Genomic DNA, 17014 nt, shown 5'->3' with positions numbered 1-17014 from the left:
TATTAACGGGTTATTGTTAGCATGAAAACTTTCGTTGCTAAACCAGAAACTGTAAAACGCGACTGGTACGTTGTAGACGCTGAAGGTAAAACTCTTGGCCGTCTAGCAAGTGAAATTGCATCTCGCCTACGTGGCAAACACAAAGCTGAATACACTCCTCACGTTGACACAGGTGATTACATCATCGTTATCAATGCTGAGAAAGTTGCTGTAACAGGCAACAAAGCTAAAAACAAAGTGTACTACCGTCACTCTGAGTTCCCTGGCGGCCTAAAATCAATCACTTTTGAAAAGTTGATCGATCGTAAGCCTGAAATGGCGCTTGAACTAGCGGTTAAAGGTATGCTTCCACGTGGTCCTCTAGGCCGTGCTATGTACCGTAAGCTAAAAGTTTACGCTGGCGCTGAGCACAACCATGTTGCTCAACAACCACAAGTACTAGACATCTAATCGGGGATTTCGAAAATGGCAGAGAATCAATACTACGGCACTGGCCGTCGCAAAAGCTCAGCTGCACGTGTTTTCATCAAACCAGGCAGCGGCAACATCGTAATCAACAAGCGTAGCCTTGATGAGTACTTCGGTCGTCCAACTTCTCGCATGGTTGTTAAACAGCCTCTAGAGCTAGTTGAACTAACTGAGAAACTAGACCTATACGTTACTGTTAAAGGTGGCGGTATTTCAGGTCAAGCAGGTGCTATCCGTCACGGTATCACTCGCGCTCTAATGGAATACGATGAGTCTCTACGTCCTACTCTACGTGCAGCTGGTTACGTTACTCGTGACGCTCGTTGCGTTGAACGTAAGAAAGTTGGTCTACGTAAAGCACGTCGTCGTCCACAGTTCTCAAAGCGTTAATCTTTTTTCGAAAAGATTCGCTTCCAATATTCGTATTGGAATGTGGCGTCAAAAGCCTGGCATATTGCCAGGCTTTTTTGTTTTTCACTTCTAAAAAAATCCTATCTCACCCGTACTTACTGATTGTTTTATCGCAGTTATACCGCTTTTGTGACCTCATAGGCGATTCCCCTCACAAATGTTACAAAAAGGTAGCTTTATCTTGTCAAAAAGTAGGGTTTTATTTATCATTTGCCATCAAATAAATACAACTAAATTCGTATTTTGTTAGCCATGCTCTTTAAGCGGAATAACAACAATCCACAAGGAGCAAATGGGAGAATGTTTGGATGAGCAATGCGCCTTTAAATAACGGTCGCAGACGTTTCTTAACTGCTACAACAGCTGTTGTGGGTGGTTTAGGGGCAGCTGCTGTCGCCGTTCCTTTTATCAAATCTTGGAACCCAAGTGAAAAAGCCAAAGCGGCGGGTGCCCCTGTTGAAGTTGACATCGGTAAACTTGAAGAAGGGCAAATGGTACGTGTCGAGTGGCGAGGTAAGCCTGTATGGGTGGTTCGTCGTGCACAGTCAGTAGTTGACACGCTAAAAGAACTTGACGGTCAGTTACGTGATCCATCTTCAGGTGAAGAACAGCAACCGACTTATGCTCAGAACGCTTATCGCTCAATTAAGCCAGAGTATTTTGTTGCTGTTGGTATCTGTACACACCTTGGTTGTTCACCGACTTATTTACCTGACAGTTTTAGCGAACAAGTTCAGGGTGTGAAATCCGGTTTCTTCTGTCCATGTCATGGCTCAAAGTTCGATATGGCTGGACGTGTTTTCCAAGGCGTTCCTGCGCCATTAAACCTAGTTGTTCCTAAGCACATGTATCTTAGCGATACTAGAATTCTTGTCGGTATTGACGAAGAAGGGGAGGCATAATGCAAGCTCTACTTGATTGGGTAGAAAAACGCATACCCGCAATGAATGCGTACAAGAAGCACCTTTCTGAGTACCCGATGCCGAAGAACTTTAACTTCTGGTATCTATTTGGCTCATTAGCGATGCTTGTATTGGTAAACCAAATCCTAACGGGGATTTGGTTAACAATGAACTATGTACCTTCTGGTGATGGTGCGTTTGCTTCTATCGAATACATCATGCGTGATGTTGAGTATGGTTGGTTACTGCGTTACATGCACTCCACCGGCGCATCGGCCTTCTTCGTCGTGGTTTACCTGCACATGTTCCGTGGTCTCATCTACGGTTCATACCAGAAGCCTCGTGAGCTACTGTGGATCTTCGGTATGCTTATCTTCCTTGTGTTGATGGCAGAAGCGTTCATGGGTTATCTGCTACCTTGGGGGCAGATGTCTTACTGGGGGGCTCAGGTAATTATCTCTCTATTCGGTGCGATCCCAGTTATCGGTGATGATTTAACACTATGGATTCGTGGTGACTACGTTATCTCTGGTGCGACGCTGAACCGTTTCTTCGCACTGCACGTAATTGCGCTGCCTATCGTTCTGTTGCTGCTAATCGTTCTTCATGTCCTAGCACTGCACGAAGTGGGTTCAAACAACCCAGACGGTATCGAAACCAAACTACCCAAAGGTTCGATGGGCGACGATTACAAGACTCAGTTCAAGTTCCACGACTACTACACTAAGAAGTACGATATCATCGATTCAATTCCTTTCCACCCGTATGGGACTGTGAAGGACATGGTCGGTGTCGCTGGCTTCCTATTCCTGTTCTGCTACGTGCTGTTCTTTAACCCAGAAATGGGCGGTTACTTCCTTGAGCCACCTAACTTTGAAGCGGCTAACCCACTCAAAACACCTGAGCACATCGCTCCAGTGTGGTACTTCACGCCGTTCTACGCGATTCTGCGTGCGGTTCCTGATAAGTTATTAGGTGTTATCGCGATGGGCGCGTCGATTGCGGTGCTATTTGTACTGCCTTGGCTAGACCGTTGTCGTGTGCGCTCTTACCGTTACCGCAGTAAGTTCCATTTGTTTAATATCATCCAGTTCACGATCAGCTTTATCGCGTTAGGGATTCTTGGTGCGCTTCCAGCAACACCAACTTACACGCTGCTAGCTCAGATCTTCAGCTTAGCTTACTTCATGTTCTTCGTGCTGCTGTACTTCTACAGTAAGAACGAAGCGACTAAGCCACTACCAGAAAGGGTGACATTCAAATGAAAAAATGGATTGTAATTTTATTTGCAATGCTGCCTTCATTGGCGATGGCAGCGGGTGCTAACGTACCGCTTGATAAAGCAAACAACGACTTGACCGACCAAGCCTCATTGCAAAATGGTGCCAAGTTGTTCATGAACTACTGTTTCGGTTGTCATTCCGCGCAATACCAACGTTATGAGCGTGTGGCTCGTGATATCGGTATTCCGACAGACCTACTGAAAGAGAACCTGATTTTCGACCCAAATGCGAAAGTGGGCGATCTAATGGAAAACGCTATTCCAGATGAATCCGCAGCTAAGTGGTTTGGCGCTCCACCACCTGATCTTACTTTGGTTGCGCGAGTACGTGGTACGGATTGGTTGTACACCTACTTACGCTCTTTCTATTCAGACCCGAGTCGTCCATTTGGTGTGAACAACATTGTTTTCCCAAGTGTTGGTATGCCACATGTGCTCGAAGAGCTACAAGGTATTCCTACTCCTGTCTACGAAACGCATGTTATTGATGGTGAAGAAGTAACGAAAGTGGTTGGGGTAGAGACCGATGGAACGGGTGAGTTGAACAGCGAAGAGTACGATAACGCTGTACGTGATCTGGTTAACTTCCTTGAATATTCTGGCGATCCCGTGAAACTAGAGCGTCATGCCCTAGGTTGGTGGGTGATGGCTTTCTTGGTGATCTTCACTATCGTCGTGGTTCTGCTGAAGAAAGAGTATTGGCGCGATGTGCACTAATTGTGCTAATATACCGTGCTAATTCCCAATTTTTGAACTTAACAATGGAGGCTTAGCCTCCATTGTTTTTATATTTGTAAGTGTGCTGGAGGGCTCCATGGCTGTAGCTGCCAATAAACGTTCTGTGATGACTCTATTCTCAAGTGCATCTGATATGTATAGCCATCAGGTACGTATTGTTCTAGCAGAGAAAGGTGTAAGTGTTGAAGTTGAGCTTGTCGATGAGGCAAATCTGCCGGCAGAATTGATTGAACTTAACCCATACAAAACCGTGCCAACTTTAGTTGACCGTGAACTAGCGCTTTACGATTCAAAGATCATCATGGAATACCTAGATGAGCGTTTCCCTCATCCACCATTGATGCCAGTCTACCCAGTGGCACGTGGTAATAGTCGTCTAATGATCTACCGTATCGAAAAAAACTGGTACACATTGGCTGAAAAAGTAGTTAAGGGCAATGCGGAAGAAGCAGAAGCCGCGCGCAATAAACTGCGTAACGATCTGTTGACTCTAGGCCCAGTTTTCGCCGAGTACGAGTACTTTATGAGCGAAGAGTTTAGCTTGATTGACTGCTACTTAGCGCCGTTACTATGGCGTTTACCACAACTTGGTATTGAACTGGTTGGCCCGGGTTCGAAAGAGCTGAAAATTTACATGAACCGTGTGTTTGAGCGTGATTCATTCCTGGCTTCATTGACTGAAGCAGAACGTGAAATGCGTCTGGCTCGTTAATCGGCCGAGAAGATGGATATTGTAAATATGACTCCACGCCGCCCATATATGCTTCGTGCGTTTTATGAGTGGCTGGTGGATAACGATTTAACCCCTCACCTTGTTGTAGCGGCAGAAATGCCAGGCGTACGTGTTCCCCTGGAGTTTGTCCAGGATGGGCAAATTATCTTGAATATCGCGCCAAGAGCTGTGGGTAATTTAGAGCTTGGCAACGAAGCGATCACCTTTAACGCTCGCTTTAGTGGGCGTCCTCATTCTGTAATTGTCCCTCTCTACGCCGTTCAAGCCATTTATGCCCGTGAAAACGGTGCAGGAACTATGTTTGAACCAGAAGAAGCCTACTCGGAAGAGTATCTAGAGACGGAGATCGAAGAGAGTGAAGAGTCACTACCGCTGACTGTCGCGACTGAAAATGAAGATGTCGACATCGACTCTGATGAACACGAATCATCTAGACCGAAAGGGCGTCCGAGCCTACGGGTTGTAAAATAAAAAAAGCAGCGTTTAATCGCTGCTTTTTTATTGCCTACTGCTTATGCTTACTCTTGGTAAAAAGCACGTATGACTTGTTTGACTCCAGAAATGTTGCGTGCAATCTCTGTCGCCATATCCGCGTGTTGCTGAGAGACATATCCGAGCAGAAATACCTCTTTGTCTTCGGTGATCACTTTAATTTTGACGCCGCTGAGTTCAGAATCGGCCAGCAAGGCTGATTTCACTTTTGTCGTGATCCAGCTGTCGTGGCTGATTTCACCGACCGACAGTGGCGCTTTAACACGCAGTTGGTTATGAATCGTCTTCACACCTTGGATATCGCGTGCTTGATTCTCAAACTTATGCTTTAGTTTTTCACTGTTGGCTTGCCCCATCAACACCACAGTACCGTCGTATGAACTGGCTGTGATACGTGCATTGCCACGAAACGGCGCTTTGTTACTGATACCTGCGACTTCGAATTCGATGTTATTATCGTTCCAAATCTCTTGTGTTGAGCGGGGATCAATAACAATGTTCGCTGTGGTTGCCGCTCCAGCCACAAGCAATCCCGCACAGCCCGTTAAAGTGAGGGTGACAAGGAATATAGCGATTAGCTTACATCGTTGCATGGCTTACTCTTCGTGTGCAGGGAATAGGACTTGGTCGATAAGGTCGCATAAGCAGTGCAGCGTCACCATATGCACCTCGTGAATTCTTGCGGTTCTGTGAGAAGGTATACGAATTTCAACATCGTGTTCTCCGAGCAGCCCGGCCATTTCACCGCCGTCTTTGCCAGTTAAGGCAATGATTGTCATGTCGCGGGTCACGGCGGCTTCCATCGCTTTGATGATATTTTTACTGTTGCCACTGGTCGAAATCGCTAAAAGAATATCTCCTGCTTGACCGAAAGCTCGTACTTGCTTGGAGAAGATTTCTTGATAATGGTAGTCATTGGCGACAGCCGTCAGTGTGGTGTTGTCGGCGGTGAGTGCCATTCCTGGCAAGCTAGGGCGTTCAGTTTCAAAACGGTTAAGAAGACAAGAGACAAACTGTTGTGCGTTTGAAGAAGAACCACCGTTGCCGCAGCAAAGAATTTTGTTGCCGTTGAGCAAGCTAGCGACCATTGCTTGGGCGGCATGTGTGATCGCATCTGGTAAGGCTTCTGCCGCTGCGATCTGAATTTGAATGCTTTCTGTGAAACTATCTTTAATGCTGTCTAGCATCGATTATCCTTGAGTAATTGCGTTTTTTATCCACTCGACTTGGTCGCCCTGCTGATGAATAGCCACTAAATCGAAGCGAAAATCTGTTGAATAAACCGACAGTCCCTGTTTGAGCAGCCACAGGTTGGCTGCCTTGATCAATTTATTGATTTTGTTCCGGGTAACGGTTTCGGCGGCGTGTCCGAAACTCCGATTATGTCGGTAACGAACCTCGACAAACACAATAGTGTGACCATCGCGCATTATCAGGTCTATTTCTCCACCTTTGACCGTGAAGTTTCGCTCAATTGGCGACAAGCCGCAACTGATAAGATGCTTTTCTGCTGCGGCTTCATAGTGCGCGCCTTCAGCGCGGTGGTTATTCGGCACTATGCTCGGCCCAACTGAGCTCTCGTTGGACGATGCAGTTTTGATCGATACTGAGAATACCTGTATTACCGTCGACGCTATAACCATTGACCACTTTCATCTGCGGCAAGTGTTCCATTAAGCGGTACGCATCCATTCCGAGTGCTTGGAGACGTTTCTCTGCGTTGGAGTCTTTTGGCCACAGTTTGTCCATTTGCGCTTGCAGTGCATCGTTTAGCTGGATCAGCAAGGGGATATCGCTGTACATGACCCCAGAGAGGTCCTCATATTGCTGACGACCGCTGTTGCTGCGAGAGTTTGAGTACAGTTTTGGTGGCAAGGTATCTGGGTTGATCGCGACTTCAATAAAAGGTTTGATCAGGGTCAGCTCTGAGCTTTTTGCAACGATGTAAACCGCATCAATGTCGCGGCGACTGCGTGGTTGACTCTCGAGTGGAATATCAAGCAGTGCTTCCATTTGGGCGATATTTTGTTGGCTACTTTGCAGGCCAAACACTTTGTTGATGTCTCGTTGTAACTGACGCTTATCCCCAAATAAGTTGACGGCAACTTGGTTATCACTGTAGTTCTGCCACTCTTGTTCAAAAGCTTCGACTACTCGACTGCCCAGTCGACCTTGTGGCGCCAAAATCAAGGGATATTGATAGCCTTGCTTAGCGAGGTGTTTCGCCGCTTGGGCCACTTCCTGCTCTGGAGAGAGCGCTAAATAGCAAGTGTTATTGCCGGCTTGAATGTCTTCCGGAATGTTGAGCGCAAGGGTGGGGAGAGGTTGGCTAAAGCTGGTTTGCGCCGCTTGGAGCTTTTCAATGTTTTCCTTAAGCAATGGCCCAACAATTGAGTCGATCTGCTTTTCGACGAGTTTGGCTTCTAGCTCTTCTATCGAAATGGTATTGGTGTCGATGACCGTCAGTGTTGCATCTTGGTTTCGCGTCTGGTCATTCATCATTTCTACGATGAACCCGTCACGAATCAGTTTAGCTTGTTTGGCAAACTTGCCGCTTAATGGCAGTAATAGCGCAGTATTGACGGGTTTGGTGATCTCCAAAGCGAGAATATCGAGGATCGCTTGTGGGGTGTAAACTGCTGCGGGATGAGTTGGATTACTTTCCAGCCACTCTTCTAGTGACGTTTTTAGCTCTGGCAGATTACTGGCCAATTCTTTGCTGGTGGCGGCGAGTTCAAGCCAAGCGTAAAAGCGACGATTGGTTTCTTGCGCTTGATACTGCTGTAAGTCGAGTGCTGGGTATTGGTTGAGGTTTTTCCAAATGAGATCGGAAGCCAACGCTTGGTCAGCTTCTGCCTGATAACGGCTAGCGAGAGAGGTTTCACGTGCCACATTGAACAAGTCATTCTGCTGATTAAACAAAGAGCTACGTATTTGATGGTAGCTTAGCCACTGTTCATCAGCGAGTTGCCAGTTTGGTTTAAAACTGAGGGACTCGAGCGCTTGTGTGTACTCTTCTTGCGCGACCAGCAGCTCGGCACGTGCTAGTTGCCATTCAGCTTGTTGCATTTCGCTCAATGATTGACGAGCCAGGCGCTTGATCAGTAGCTGCGCTTGAGAGCCATCCCCTGCCTCTATCGACGCTTTCAGCGCCATAATTAGCCAGTCGTTTTGCAATGCTCCTTGGCTGCTGTCAGCGCGCATCAAGTAAGTTTGAATCGGCTGGTTAGGATCTAAGGTAATATCAACACTTTGTGGCGTCTTAGGTGCAGAAGAACAGGCCGCCAGAGTGACAGCGAGTGCTACAGGAGTCAGTAAGCGTGTTACAATGCGACGCTTGTGGTTATTGTTAGCCATGAGTTCTTATCAAATCCGTATAAAATTGTGTCTATATTAATCGTTGAAGTGATGGTAAACAAATGACAGATAATAAAACCTTACCAAATGAGGTTCCGACTCTTTATATCGTACCCACTCCCATTGGGAACTTGGGTGATATAACTCAGCGAGCAATCGAGGTGCTTAACAACGTCGATCTGATCGCTGCAGAAGATACCCGCCATACCGGTAAATTGTTGTCACACTTCAATATCCAAACCAAAACTTTCGCCCTCCATGATCATAATGAACAGCAGAAAGCGCAAGTGTTAGTCGATAAATTGTTGGCGGGGCACGCAATTGCACTCGTTTCTGATGCCGGTACCCCACTGATCAGTGACCCAGGATACCATCTAGTTACACAATGTCGTCAGGCAGGCGTTAAAGTTGTGCCACTTCCTGGCGCTTGCGCGGTTATTACGGCCCTGAGTGCGTCTGGATTACCATCGGATAGGTTCAGTTTTGAAGGTTTTTTGCCAGCGAAGAGCAAGGGCCGTAAAGACAAGTTTTTGGAGATCGCCAAAGCCGAACGTACTTGTATTTTCTATGAATCCCCACACCGTATTCTGGACTCACTCGACGATATGCTCGAAGTTTTGGGCCCTGATAGAGAAGTTGTGCTGGCGCGCGAGCTGACCAAAACGTTCGAAACGATCCAAGGGTTGCCTTTAGGTGAGTTGGTGGAGTGGGTGAAGTCAGACTCAAACCAACAGCGCGGCGAAATGGCGTTGTTGATCCACGGTTACCGATCTTCAGAACAGGGCGCAATCCCTGAAGAAGTAAAGCGCACACTGGCTATTTTAGTCAAAGAACTCCCGCTGAAGAAAGCGGCGGCTATGACGGCTGAAATCTACAACTTGAAGAAGAATGCTCTGTATAAGTGGGGGTTGGAAAACCTGGAATAAAAGCGAAAACGGAAGTCTGCTTTCCATTGCAAAGTGTTCGAATTATCTAACTATGCGCAGCATTTTGGACAATCCTTCACCATTCAACCTTTGCTTTGCAGCAATTCTGTGATCGCGCTAGACACTTCCCCCTTAACTCTATACAATCCGCCATCGGAGTCGACTGGGTAGTCGCTGCTTTGTTGATGTCCTTCGGGAGACTGACGTTGAGGTCCTTACGGAAACTGACGTTGACGTCCTTCGGGAGACTGACAAAGGGGAGGAAAGTCCGGGCTTCATAGAGCAAGGTGCCAGGTAACGCCTGGGGGGCGCAAGCCCACGACAAGTGCAGCAGAGAGAAGACCGCCGATGGCCCGTAAGGGAACAGGTAAGGGTGAAAGGGTGCGGTAAGAGCGCACCGGACGACTAGTAATAGTTCGTAGCAGGGTAAACTCCACCTGAAGCAAGACCAAATAGGCCTCCACATTGCGTTGCTCGCGTAAGGAGGCGGGTAGGTTGCTCGAGCCAGTGAGTGATTGCTGGCCTAGACGAATGGCTACCGCCGCGCAAGCGGAACAGAACCCGGCTTATGTGTCGGCTCCACCTATTCGAGACCCATCGTAACGTTATCGGTTATGATGGGTTTTTTGCTTTTTATTGACCAAATTAATTTTCTTGAGATTAAACTTAGCGCAAAATCACGTGTTCTCACTCGCTAGTGGTGGCGATAAGCCGCTAAATCAGTACACTGGAGAATCTGAACTCGTCAATGCGACAGCCACATGAGATAACTATGACCGAAGCATTTAAACACATATCCGTACTTCTAAATGAATCCATCGATGGTTTAGCCATTAAGCCAGACGGTATCTATATTGATGGTACGTTCGGTCGCGGTGGTCATAGCCGCACGATTCTCTCTAAGCTAGGTGAAAATGGTCGCTTGTACAGTATTGATCGCGATCCTCAAGCGATTGCTGAAGCGGGTAAAATTGATGATCCTCGTTTTACCATTATTCACGGTCCCTTTTCGGGCATGGCTGAATATGCAGCTGACTACGGTCTTGTTGGTAAAGTCGATGGTGTGTTACTTGATCTTGGTGTCTCGTCACCACAGTTGGATGATGCGGAGCGTGGCTTTAGTTTCATGAAAGATGGCCCGCTTGATATGCGTATGGACCCAACGTCGGGCATTCCAGTTTCGCAGTGGCTACTAGAAGCGGACCTTGATGACATCACTTGGGTGATCCGTGAGTTTGGTGAAGATAAACATGCGCGTCGTATTGCCAAAGCGATCGTGGCCTATCGTGATAATGAAGAAAACGAACCATTAACACGCACGAGTCAGCTCGCTAAGTTGATCTCTGAGGCTGCGCCAAAGAGCTTTAAAGAGAAAAAACACCCAGCGACGCGTTCATTCCAAGCATTCCGCATTTATATCAACAGTGAGCTAGAAGAGATCGATACGGCCTTAAAAGGCGCGGCGAGCGTTCTCGCGCCGCAAGGGCGTTTGTCGGTGATCAGTTTCCATTCGCTAGAAGACCGCATGGTGAAACGCTTTATTCGCAAAGAGAGCAAAGGTCCGGAAGTGCCTCATGGTATTCCCATGACCGAAGCGCAGATTAGCGCTCTTGGCAGTGCCAATTTAAAGCCTGTGGGTAAAGCAATAAAACCCTCAAAACAAGAAGTTGAGGAGAATGCCCGCTCTCGCAGCTCAGTACTTCGCATCGCAGAGAAACTCTAAGATACCATGAGCACTGCCAAGCCTAATCTCGCCAAACTGATCGCCCTCGACCTGCTTGGGGTCGGTCGTGTGCCTTTGATCATGCTGGTGCTGATTTTTGCCAGTGCGATGGGCGTCGTTTTCACCACTCACCATACCCGTCAAGCGGTTACCGAAAAAGATCAAGCCTTGGTAGAGCGGGAGAGGTTAGATAACGAATGGCGTAACTTGCTGTTAGAGGAAACCGCGCTTGCAGAGCACAGTCGAGTGCAAGATATTGCTAAAGGCGAGCTCGAAATGAAACGTCCTGATTCTGATAAAGAAGTCATTATTAATCTGCCATGAGCAAAAAAGTCACCGCTGTCGAAGCGAAAAAGCAACCCGAGCGTCCAACGTTGATCCGTTGGCGTTTTTACCTATTGCTAGTGTTTGTGTTTGCCGCTTTTGCTGCGCTGGCAGGGCGTATTGCGTATATTCAAATCATTGAACCCGATAACTTGATCAAGCAAGGTGATATGCGCTCGATTCGGGCTAAAACCTTACACTCTGCTCGAGGAATTATCTCTGATCGCAACGGTGAGCCATTGGCTGTCAGTGTGCCCGTTGAAGCAGTGTGGGCAGACCCGGCGACCATTTTTAAAAAAGGTGGCCTGCAAGACATTAACCGTTGGTACGCACTCGCGGATGTTCTCGGTTTGAAACGCCAAGTCCTAGTCGACAAAATCAATCGCAATAAGAATCGCCGATTTATCTACTTGCAGCGGCAAGTTAGCCCAGCGATGGCAAACTATATTCGAGAGTTGAAGCTCTCTGGTGTTGGCCTAAAAGCGGAGTCTCGACGCTACTATCCAGCGGGCGAGGTAAGTGCTCACTTGGTGGGTGTGACCGGTATCGACGGTCATGGTCTAGAGGGCGTTGAGCGCAGTTATGACAAATGGCTCACCGGAGAAGCGGGTAAACGCATTATTCGTAAAGACCGTTATGGCCGGGTGGTAGAGAATATTTCGCTAGAGGAGCGTGAAGAAGGTAAGCCCCTTGAGTTGACCATAGATCAACGTGTTCAAGCGATTGCCTATCGTGCGATTAAACAAGCGGTCGCTGACTACCGGGCCACATCGGGGTCGGTAGTGGTTCTCGATGTGAAGACTGGCGCGGTATTAGCCATGGTGAATGCACCTTCTTATAACCCCAACAACCGCTCAGACCTGCAATCAGCGAAAATGCGTAACCGAGTGATTACCGACGCGTTTGAGCCGGGTTCGACAGTCAAGCCCTTTGTCGTCTTGGCTGCGCTTGAAAATGGCGTGGCGGATGATGGTACGGTGATCGATACTGGTAACGGGATTATGCAAATTGGCGGCAGTCGCGTGCGGGATACCTCGAAAGTCGGTAAAGCCGATTTGACCACGATACTGAAAAAATCGAGTAATATCGGTGTGGCTAAGCTGGCGCTCGATATGCCTCTCGAAGCCCTGCTGGGTATGTATAGTTCGGTCGGGTTTGGTGAACTTTCAGGGCTAAACCTTATCGGTGAAACCCAGGGCATTTTTCCTAATCGACGCCGTTGGTCAAAATTTGAAATTGCTACCCTAGCGTTTGGCTATGGATTGACGATTACGCCGCTGCAACTTGCCCACGCCTACGCAACATTAGGTAACTTGGGTGAGTATCAACCCGTTCATATTATCGAAAACAATCAACGTGACCTCTCAAAGCAGGTTATTGACCGCGACAATGCGCGCAAAGTGTTAGCGATGCTCGAAACCGTCACTCAACCAGGAGGGACCGCAACGAAAGCCGCCGTACCTGGCTATCGTGTGGCAGCAAAAACTGGGACATCGCGTAAGGCGATAGCGGGCGGTTATGGGGATGAATATTTCGCTTACACGGCGGGTGTCGCTCCCGCCAGTGATCCTCGGGTTGCGATGGTCGTGGTGGTCAATGAGCCTCAAGGTGACAACTACTACGGTGGTTCGGTCGCCGGGCCTGTATTTGCTGAAATCCTCAAAGGTACGCTGCAAATTCTGAATGTCGCACCTGATGAAAACCGTTTTAAACAAGATTAAGTGAGTAAACCATGTCCAAGGAAATGACGTTATCGACCTTGCTCTCTCCGTGGCTGGATTTAGCTGCAGATGATGCAGCACAAACAATCGTGAGTGGTCTTGAACTTGATAGCCGTAAGGTCACTCCAGGTCAGACTTTTGTGGCGATAAGAGGTCACGCGCTCGATGGTCGCCGCTTTATTCCGGCGGCGATTGAAAAAGGTGCCAATGCCGTGATTGCCGAGGCTTGTCCCGATCATCCGCACGCGAGCGTCGAGTATTACGCACATGTCGCCGTTATCTACGTGGAACAGTTATCACTGCATCTGTCTGAGTTAGCGGGGCGTCTATATCCTCTTCAAGATAATCGCTTGATTGGTGTTACTGGGACTAACGGTAAGACCACTATTTCTCAATTAATTGCTCAATGGCTAGAACTCACTGGCCACAAAGCGGCGGTGATGGGAACAACAGGTAATGGCTTCTTGGCCGATCTGCAACCTGCGGTTAACACCACTGGCAATGCGATAGAAATTCAACACACCCTTTATTCACTGCAACAGCAAGGGGCAGAATACACGGCGCTAGAGGTCTCATCACATGGGTTAGTGCAAGGGCGTGTGAGAGCGTTACCGTTTTCCGTCGGTGTCTTTTCCAATCTGAGTCGCGATCATCTTGATTATCATGGCACCATGCACGACTACGCTGAAGCCAAATTTATGCTGTTTGGCGATCATCACTGTCATCACGCTGTGATTAATAGTGACGATCCTGTGGGAGCCAATTGGCTCGAGCGCTTAGATAACGCTGTTGCTGTCTCGTTGCAGCCAAGCCAGCATCCCCGCGCGGTGTGGGCAAAGAGAGTGCACTACTCTGAGGCTGGTATTTCAGTGGAGTTTGATGGTCTTTTCGGTCAAGGTGAAATGACCGCGCCGCTGATTGGTGAATTTAATGCCAGCAATGTGTTGTTGGCGATGACAACACTGCTTATGTTAGGTGTTGATAAACAGCGCTTATTAGAGACCGCCAGCGAGCTGAAGCCAGTGTTAGGACGTATGGAGTTGTTTACCGCTCCAGGTAAAGCGAAAGTGGTCGTCGATTATGCTCATACTCCAGACGCGTTAGAAAAAGCGCTGATGGCGTTACGTGTTCATTGCCAGGGGAAACTGTGGGCGATATTTGGTTGTGGTGGTGACAGAGATACGGGTAAGCGGCCAATGATGGCAAAAATTGCTGAGCAATTGGCCGACTACCAAGTACTCACAGACGACAATCCTCGTAGTGAGTCTCCACAGACGATCGTTGACGATATGTTGGCGGGCATGCAACACCCCAAGCGCGCGGTGGTCGAGCATGATCGATTTGCCGCCCTTGAGCATGCGCTTCGCCACAGCGGCGATCAAGACATTATTTTGCTCGCGGGCAAAGGCCACGAAGACTATCAAGTGGTGGGCGATCAAACCATTCACTACTCTGATCGAGAGTCTGCAGTAAAACTGTTGGAGCAAGCCTTATGATTCCATTGATGCTTAGTCAGGTAGCCGAAGTCATTGACGCTGAGCTGGTCGGCGGGGATAAAACGATTGAGTCAGTTTCAACCGATACTCGCGCGATCGAGCCAGGTGCACTGTTTGTCGCATTAGTCGGTGAGCGATTTGACGCCCATGATTTTACTGCGCAAGCGGTTGAAAATGGTGCGGGGGCACTATTGGTCAGTCGAGTGGTTGAATCCGACGTTCCTCAGTTACTCGTCGCTGACACCAAATTAGCGCTCGGCCAGTTAGGCTCACTTGTGCATCAAACGTGTCAAACACCGACGGCTGGCATCACGGGAAGTGCAGGGAAAACCACCGTCAAGGAAATGGTCGCGAGTATTTTGGCACAACAAGGCCAAGTACTGTTTACCGCGGGCAATTTCAATAACGACATCGGTGTACCATTGACTTTGCTGCGTTCCACGCCAGAAGATGATTTTGCCGTAATTGAAATGGGGGCAAACCACATCGGTGAGATTGCCTACACCACCAGTTTAGTAAAGCCTGATGTGGCGTTGGTTAATAACGTGGCAGCGGCGCACCTCGAAGGATTTGGCTCTATCGACGGAGTTAAGCAAGCCAAAGGTGAAATTTACCAGGGGCTGCAACCAGGGGCGGTGGCGATTGTTAACCTCGACAGCAATGGCGGTGACTACTGGACTGAAGTGTTAGCCGATAAACAAGTCAAAACCTTTTCTGTTACCGACCCAAGCGCTGACTATTTTGCTAAGCAGGTGAGCTTGAATGCGATCGGTGAAGCCCAGTTTACCTTGGTCACTCCAGACTCTGAGTTGTCGATTAAGCTGGGTATCATAGGTCAGCACAACGTCGCCAATGCGCTTGCCGCCACCGCGTTGGCACGTGAACTAGGCGCTACGCTCGAGATGGTGCAATCGGGGTTGGCGCTGCTGAGTAAAGTGAAAGGACGGGTTGAGCTTATTAACCTGACTGACCAGCTTAAGCTCATTGATGATAGCTACAATGCCAGTGTTCCGGCTATGAAAGCGGCTGCTGATCTCTTAGCAGGCTTTGAGGGGGTTCGTTGGTTAATTTTGGGTAATATGGCCGAGTTAGGCGACGAAAGTCTTGCACTTCACCGTCAAGTCGGAGAACATGCTGCCCCACTCAAATTTGAATATGTGCTGACTTATGGCGACGATGCGAAAGCGATCAGCCAAGAGTGCGGTGGACTTCATTTTGAGAGTCACCAAAGCATGATTGATTATATTAAACAGCAGATCACTCAGCATCCTCATCAACCACAAACACTGTTGGTCAAAGGGGCGAACAGTGCGGGGATGAGTCAGGTTGCGACTGCTGTCAAGGAGATGTATCCATGATTATTTGGCTCGCAGAGCTGCTACAGCCATATTTTTCATTCTTCCGCTTATTCGAATACCTGTCGTTTCGTGCCATTGTCAGTGTGTTGACCGCGCTCGGTATTTCGTTGTGGATGGGGCCAATTATGATTCGTCGTTTGCAGTTGTTGCAAATTGGTCAAGTGGTTCGTAATGAAGGGCCAGAATCTCACTTTAGCAAACGTGGAACCCCGACTATGGGGGGGATTATGATTTTAGCGGCGATCATTACCACAGTGTTGCTCTGGACTGATTTAACTAACCCATACGTTTGGGCGGTACTGGCAGTGTTGACCGGGTACGGTGTGGTCGGTTTTGTTGATGATTATCGCAAAGTCGTGCACAAGAATACCGATGGCCTTATTGCGCGCTGGAAGTACTTTTGGCAATCCGCCATCGCTCTGGTTGTCGCATTCGCTCTTTATGTCCATGGTCAAGATACCGCTGCGACTCAGTTGGTCGTGCCGTTCTTTAAAGAGGTCATGCCACAGCTCGGATTATTCTATATTGTGTTGACCTATTTTGTGATTGTCGGAACCAGTAACGCCGTCAACCTTACTGACGGCCTAGATGGGTTAGCGATCATGCCGACCGTATTGGTATCGGCGGGCTTTGCGGCCATCGCTTGGGCAACGGGCAACGTTAATTTTGCTAACTATCTGCATATTCCATATATACCGCAAGCTTCAGAGTTGGTTGTCGTGTGTACCGCGATTGTCGGCGCGGGGTTAGGTTTCTTATGGTTTAACACGTACCCAGCGCAAGTCTTTATGGGCGATGTTGGCTCGTTGGCATTGGGGGGAGCGCTAGGAACGATTGCCGTGTTGGTACGACAAGAATTTGTGCTGGTTATCATGGGCGGTGTCTTTGTAATGGAAACCCTGTCGGTTATTTTGCAAGTCGGCTCATACAAGTTACGTGGTCAGCGCATTTTCCGCATGGCTCCAATCCATCATCATTATGAGCTGAAAGGTTGGCCTGAGCCACGCGTGATCGTGCGATTTTGGATTATCTCTATTGTGCTAGTCCTCGTTGGTCTAGCGACACTGAAAGTACGTTAAGGAT

18 protein-coding genes and 1 other RNA gene are annotated in these 17014 nt (G+C 48.3%); 15 read left to right on the top strand and 4 right to left on the bottom strand.

All coding sequences use genetic code 11. The features are described from left to right. Positions 1-21: 21 nt before the first annotated feature. From rplM to sspB, 7 genes are all read left to right on the top strand, one after another. Positions 22-450, top strand: coding sequence for a 50S ribosomal protein L13 (gene rplM / locus FCU94_RS10970; RefSeq protein ID WP_005372872.1), 429 nt, complete (start codon positions 22-24; stop codon positions 448-450). 15 nt (positions 451-465) lie between these two features. Then, entirely contained in the window at positions 466-858 is a 393-nt protein-coding gene (gene rpsI / locus FCU94_RS10965; RefSeq protein ID WP_005436094.1) for a 30S ribosomal protein S9, read from the top strand. A 329-nt stretch (positions 859-1187) separates the two neighbouring features. Beyond that, positions 1188-1781, top strand: coding sequence for a ubiquinol-cytochrome c reductase iron-sulfur subunit (petA, locus tag FCU94_RS10960; protein WP_176288583.1), 594 nt, complete (start codon positions 1188-1190; stop codon positions 1779-1781). Further along, complete coding sequence (locus FCU94_RS10955) at positions 1781-3046, top strand: cytochrome b (protein WP_176288582.1); 1266 nt, start codon at positions 1781-1783, stop codon at positions 3044-3046. Before petA ends, FCU94_RS10955 begins: the two co-directional genes overlap by 1 nt. Next, complete coding sequence (locus FCU94_RS10950) at positions 3043-3780, top strand: cytochrome c1 (RefSeq protein WP_176288581.1); 738 nt, start codon at positions 3043-3045, stop codon at positions 3778-3780. Before FCU94_RS10955 ends, FCU94_RS10950 begins: the two co-directional genes overlap by 4 nt. Positions 3781-3877: 97 nt before the next feature. Then, the gene (gene sspA, locus FCU94_RS10945) at positions 3878-4513 is read left to right on the top strand and encodes a stringent starvation protein SspA (RefSeq protein ID WP_176288580.1); all 636 of its coding nucleotides are present in this window, start codon (positions 3878-3880) and stop codon (positions 4511-4513) included. A gap of 12 nt (positions 4514-4525) precedes the next feature. After that, the gene (gene sspB / locus FCU94_RS10940) at positions 4526-5005 is read left to right on the top strand and encodes a ClpXP protease specificity-enhancing factor (protein ID WP_176288579.1); all 480 of its coding nucleotides are present in this window, start codon (positions 4526-4528) and stop codon (positions 5003-5005) included. Between the two features lie 47 nt (positions 5006-5052). Here sspB and FCU94_RS10935 read toward each other — a convergent pair whose 3' ends face one another. The 4 genes from FCU94_RS10935 to FCU94_RS10920 are packed head-to-tail and all read right to left on the bottom strand — an operon-like array spanning position 5053 to position 8383. Then, positions 5053-5619 carry a BON domain-containing protein gene (locus FCU94_RS10935; protein WP_176288578.1) on the bottom strand — a complete coding sequence of 189 codons (567 nt, stop codon included), beginning with the start codon at positions 5617-5619 and terminating at the stop codon, positions 5053-5055. 3 nt (positions 5620-5622) lie between these two features. After that, positions 5623-6213 (bottom strand): phosphoheptose isomerase, encoded by a 591-nt coding sequence (locus FCU94_RS10930; protein ID WP_176288577.1) that lies wholly within the window; start codon positions 6211-6213, stop codon positions 5623-5625. Positions 6214-6216: 3 nt separating this feature from the next. Beyond that, entirely contained in the window at positions 6217-6582 is a 366-nt protein-coding gene (locus tag FCU94_RS10925) for a YraN family protein (RefSeq protein WP_441351741.1), read from the bottom strand. Next, complete coding sequence (locus FCU94_RS10920; RefSeq protein ID WP_176288576.1) at positions 6572-8383, bottom strand: penicillin-binding protein activator; 1812 nt, start codon at positions 8381-8383, stop codon at positions 6572-6574. The genes FCU94_RS10925 and FCU94_RS10920 overlap by 11 nt, the downstream gene beginning before the upstream one ends. 62 nt (positions 8384-8445) lie before the next feature. Here FCU94_RS10920 and rsmI point away from each other — a divergent pair, with 62 nt between their 5' ends. From rsmI to mraY, 8 genes are all read left to right on the top strand, one after another. Then, entirely contained in the window at positions 8446-9309 is an 864-nt protein-coding gene (gene rsmI / locus FCU94_RS10915) for a 16S rRNA (cytidine(1402)-2'-O)-methyltransferase (protein ID WP_176288575.1), read from the top strand. A 155-nt stretch (positions 9310-9464) separates the two neighbouring features. Further along, an RNA gene (gene rnpB / locus FCU94_RS10910) (RNase P RNA component class A) lies at positions 9465-9894 on the top strand. A 187-nt stretch (positions 9895-10081) separates the two neighbouring features. Beyond that, positions 10082-11032, top strand: coding sequence for a 16S rRNA (cytosine(1402)-N(4))-methyltransferase RsmH (gene rsmH, locus FCU94_RS10905; RefSeq protein ID WP_176288574.1), 951 nt, complete (start codon positions 10082-10084; stop codon positions 11030-11032). Positions 11033-11038: 6 nt separating this feature from the next. Continuing rightward, positions 11039-11356 carry a cell division protein FtsL gene (gene ftsL / locus FCU94_RS10900; RefSeq protein ID WP_176288573.1) on the top strand — a complete coding sequence of 106 codons (318 nt, stop codon included), beginning with the start codon at positions 11039-11041 and terminating at the stop codon, positions 11354-11356. After that, positions 11353-13077: a penicillin-binding transpeptidase domain-containing protein gene (locus FCU94_RS10895; protein ID WP_176288572.1), complete on the top strand. Its 1725-nt coding sequence runs from the start codon at positions 11353-11355 to the stop codon at positions 13075-13077. The genes ftsL and FCU94_RS10895 overlap by 4 nt, the downstream gene beginning before the upstream one ends. Before the next feature lie 11 nt (positions 13078-13088). Further along, the gene (murE, locus tag FCU94_RS10890) at positions 13089-14573 is read left to right on the top strand and encodes a UDP-N-acetylmuramoyl-L-alanyl-D-glutamate--2,6-diaminopimelate ligase (RefSeq protein ID WP_176288571.1); all 1485 of its coding nucleotides are present in this window, start codon (positions 13089-13091) and stop codon (positions 14571-14573) included. Then, the gene (locus FCU94_RS10885; RefSeq protein WP_176288570.1) at positions 14570-15931 is read left to right on the top strand and encodes a UDP-N-acetylmuramoyl-tripeptide--D-alanyl-D-alanine ligase; all 1362 of its coding nucleotides are present in this window, start codon (positions 14570-14572) and stop codon (positions 15929-15931) included. The genes murE and FCU94_RS10885 overlap by 4 nt, the downstream gene beginning before the upstream one ends. Beyond that, positions 15928-17010: a phospho-N-acetylmuramoyl-pentapeptide-transferase gene (gene mraY / locus FCU94_RS10880; RefSeq protein WP_176288569.1), complete on the top strand. Its 1083-nt coding sequence runs from the start codon at positions 15928-15930 to the stop codon at positions 17008-17010. Before FCU94_RS10885 ends, mraY begins: the two co-directional genes overlap by 4 nt. Positions 17011-17014 lie beyond the last annotated feature (4 nt).

The organism is Vibrio sp. JPW-9-11-11 (genome assembly GCF_013369335.1).
GTDB lineage: Bacteria > Pseudomonadota > Gammaproteobacteria > Enterobacterales > Vibrionaceae > Vibrio.
The sequence above is the reverse complement of the archived record's forward strand: the minus strand, read 5'-3'. Positions and strand labels throughout refer to the sequence as shown.

Excerpts from the sequence above, each read along its gene's own strand:
- mraY (WP_176288569.1), top strand. The coding sequence starts at position 15,928 with ATGATTATTTGGCTCGCAGAGCTGCTACAGCCATATTTTTCATTCTTC.
- rsmH (WP_176288574.1), top strand. The coding sequence starts at position 10,082 with ATGACCGAAGCATTTAAACACATATCCGTACTTCTAAATGAATCCATC.
- rplM (WP_005372872.1), top strand. The coding sequence starts at position 22 with ATGAAAACTTTCGTTGCTAAACCAGAAACTGTAAAACGCGACTGGTAC.
- rsmI (WP_176288575.1), top strand. The coding sequence starts at position 8,446 with ATGACAGATAATAAAACCTTACCAAATGAGGTTCCGACTCTTTATATC.
- FCU94_RS10935 (WP_176288578.1), bottom strand. The coding sequence starts at position 5,619 with ATGCAACGATGTAAGCTAATCGCTATATTCCTTGTCACCCTCACTTTA.
- FCU94_RS10895 (WP_176288572.1), top strand. The coding sequence starts at position 11,353 with ATGAGCAAAAAAGTCACCGCTGTCGAAGCGAAAAAGCAACCCGAGCGT.
- sspB (WP_176288579.1), top strand. The coding sequence starts at position 4,526 with ATGGATATTGTAAATATGACTCCACGCCGCCCATATATGCTTCGTGCG.
- FCU94_RS10950 (WP_176288581.1), top strand. The coding sequence starts at position 3,043 with ATGAAAAAATGGATTGTAATTTTATTTGCAATGCTGCCTTCATTGGCG.
- sspA (WP_176288580.1), top strand. The coding sequence starts at position 3,878 with ATGGCTGTAGCTGCCAATAAACGTTCTGTGATGACTCTATTCTCAAGT.
- murE (WP_176288571.1), top strand. The coding sequence starts at position 13,089 with ATGTCCAAGGAAATGACGTTATCGACCTTGCTCTCTCCGTGGCTGGAT.
- FCU94_RS10920 (WP_176288576.1), bottom strand. The coding sequence starts at position 8,383 with ATGGCTAACAATAACCACAAGCGTCGCATTGTAACACGCTTACTGACT.
- FCU94_RS10930 (WP_176288577.1), bottom strand. The coding sequence starts at position 6,213 with ATGCTAGACAGCATTAAAGATAGTTTCACAGAAAGCATTCAAATTCAG.
- petA (WP_176288583.1), top strand. The coding sequence starts at position 1,188 with ATGAGCAATGCGCCTTTAAATAACGGTCGCAGACGTTTCTTAACTGCT.
- rpsI (WP_005436094.1), top strand. The coding sequence starts at position 466 with ATGGCAGAGAATCAATACTACGGCACTGGCCGTCGCAAAAGCTCAGCT.
- FCU94_RS10885 (WP_176288570.1), top strand. The coding sequence starts at position 14,570 with ATGATTCCATTGATGCTTAGTCAGGTAGCCGAAGTCATTGACGCTGAG.
- FCU94_RS10955 (WP_176288582.1), top strand. The coding sequence starts at position 1,781 with ATGCAAGCTCTACTTGATTGGGTAGAAAAACGCATACCCGCAATGAAT.
- ftsL (WP_176288573.1), top strand. The coding sequence starts at position 11,039 with ATGAGCACTGCCAAGCCTAATCTCGCCAAACTGATCGCCCTCGACCTG.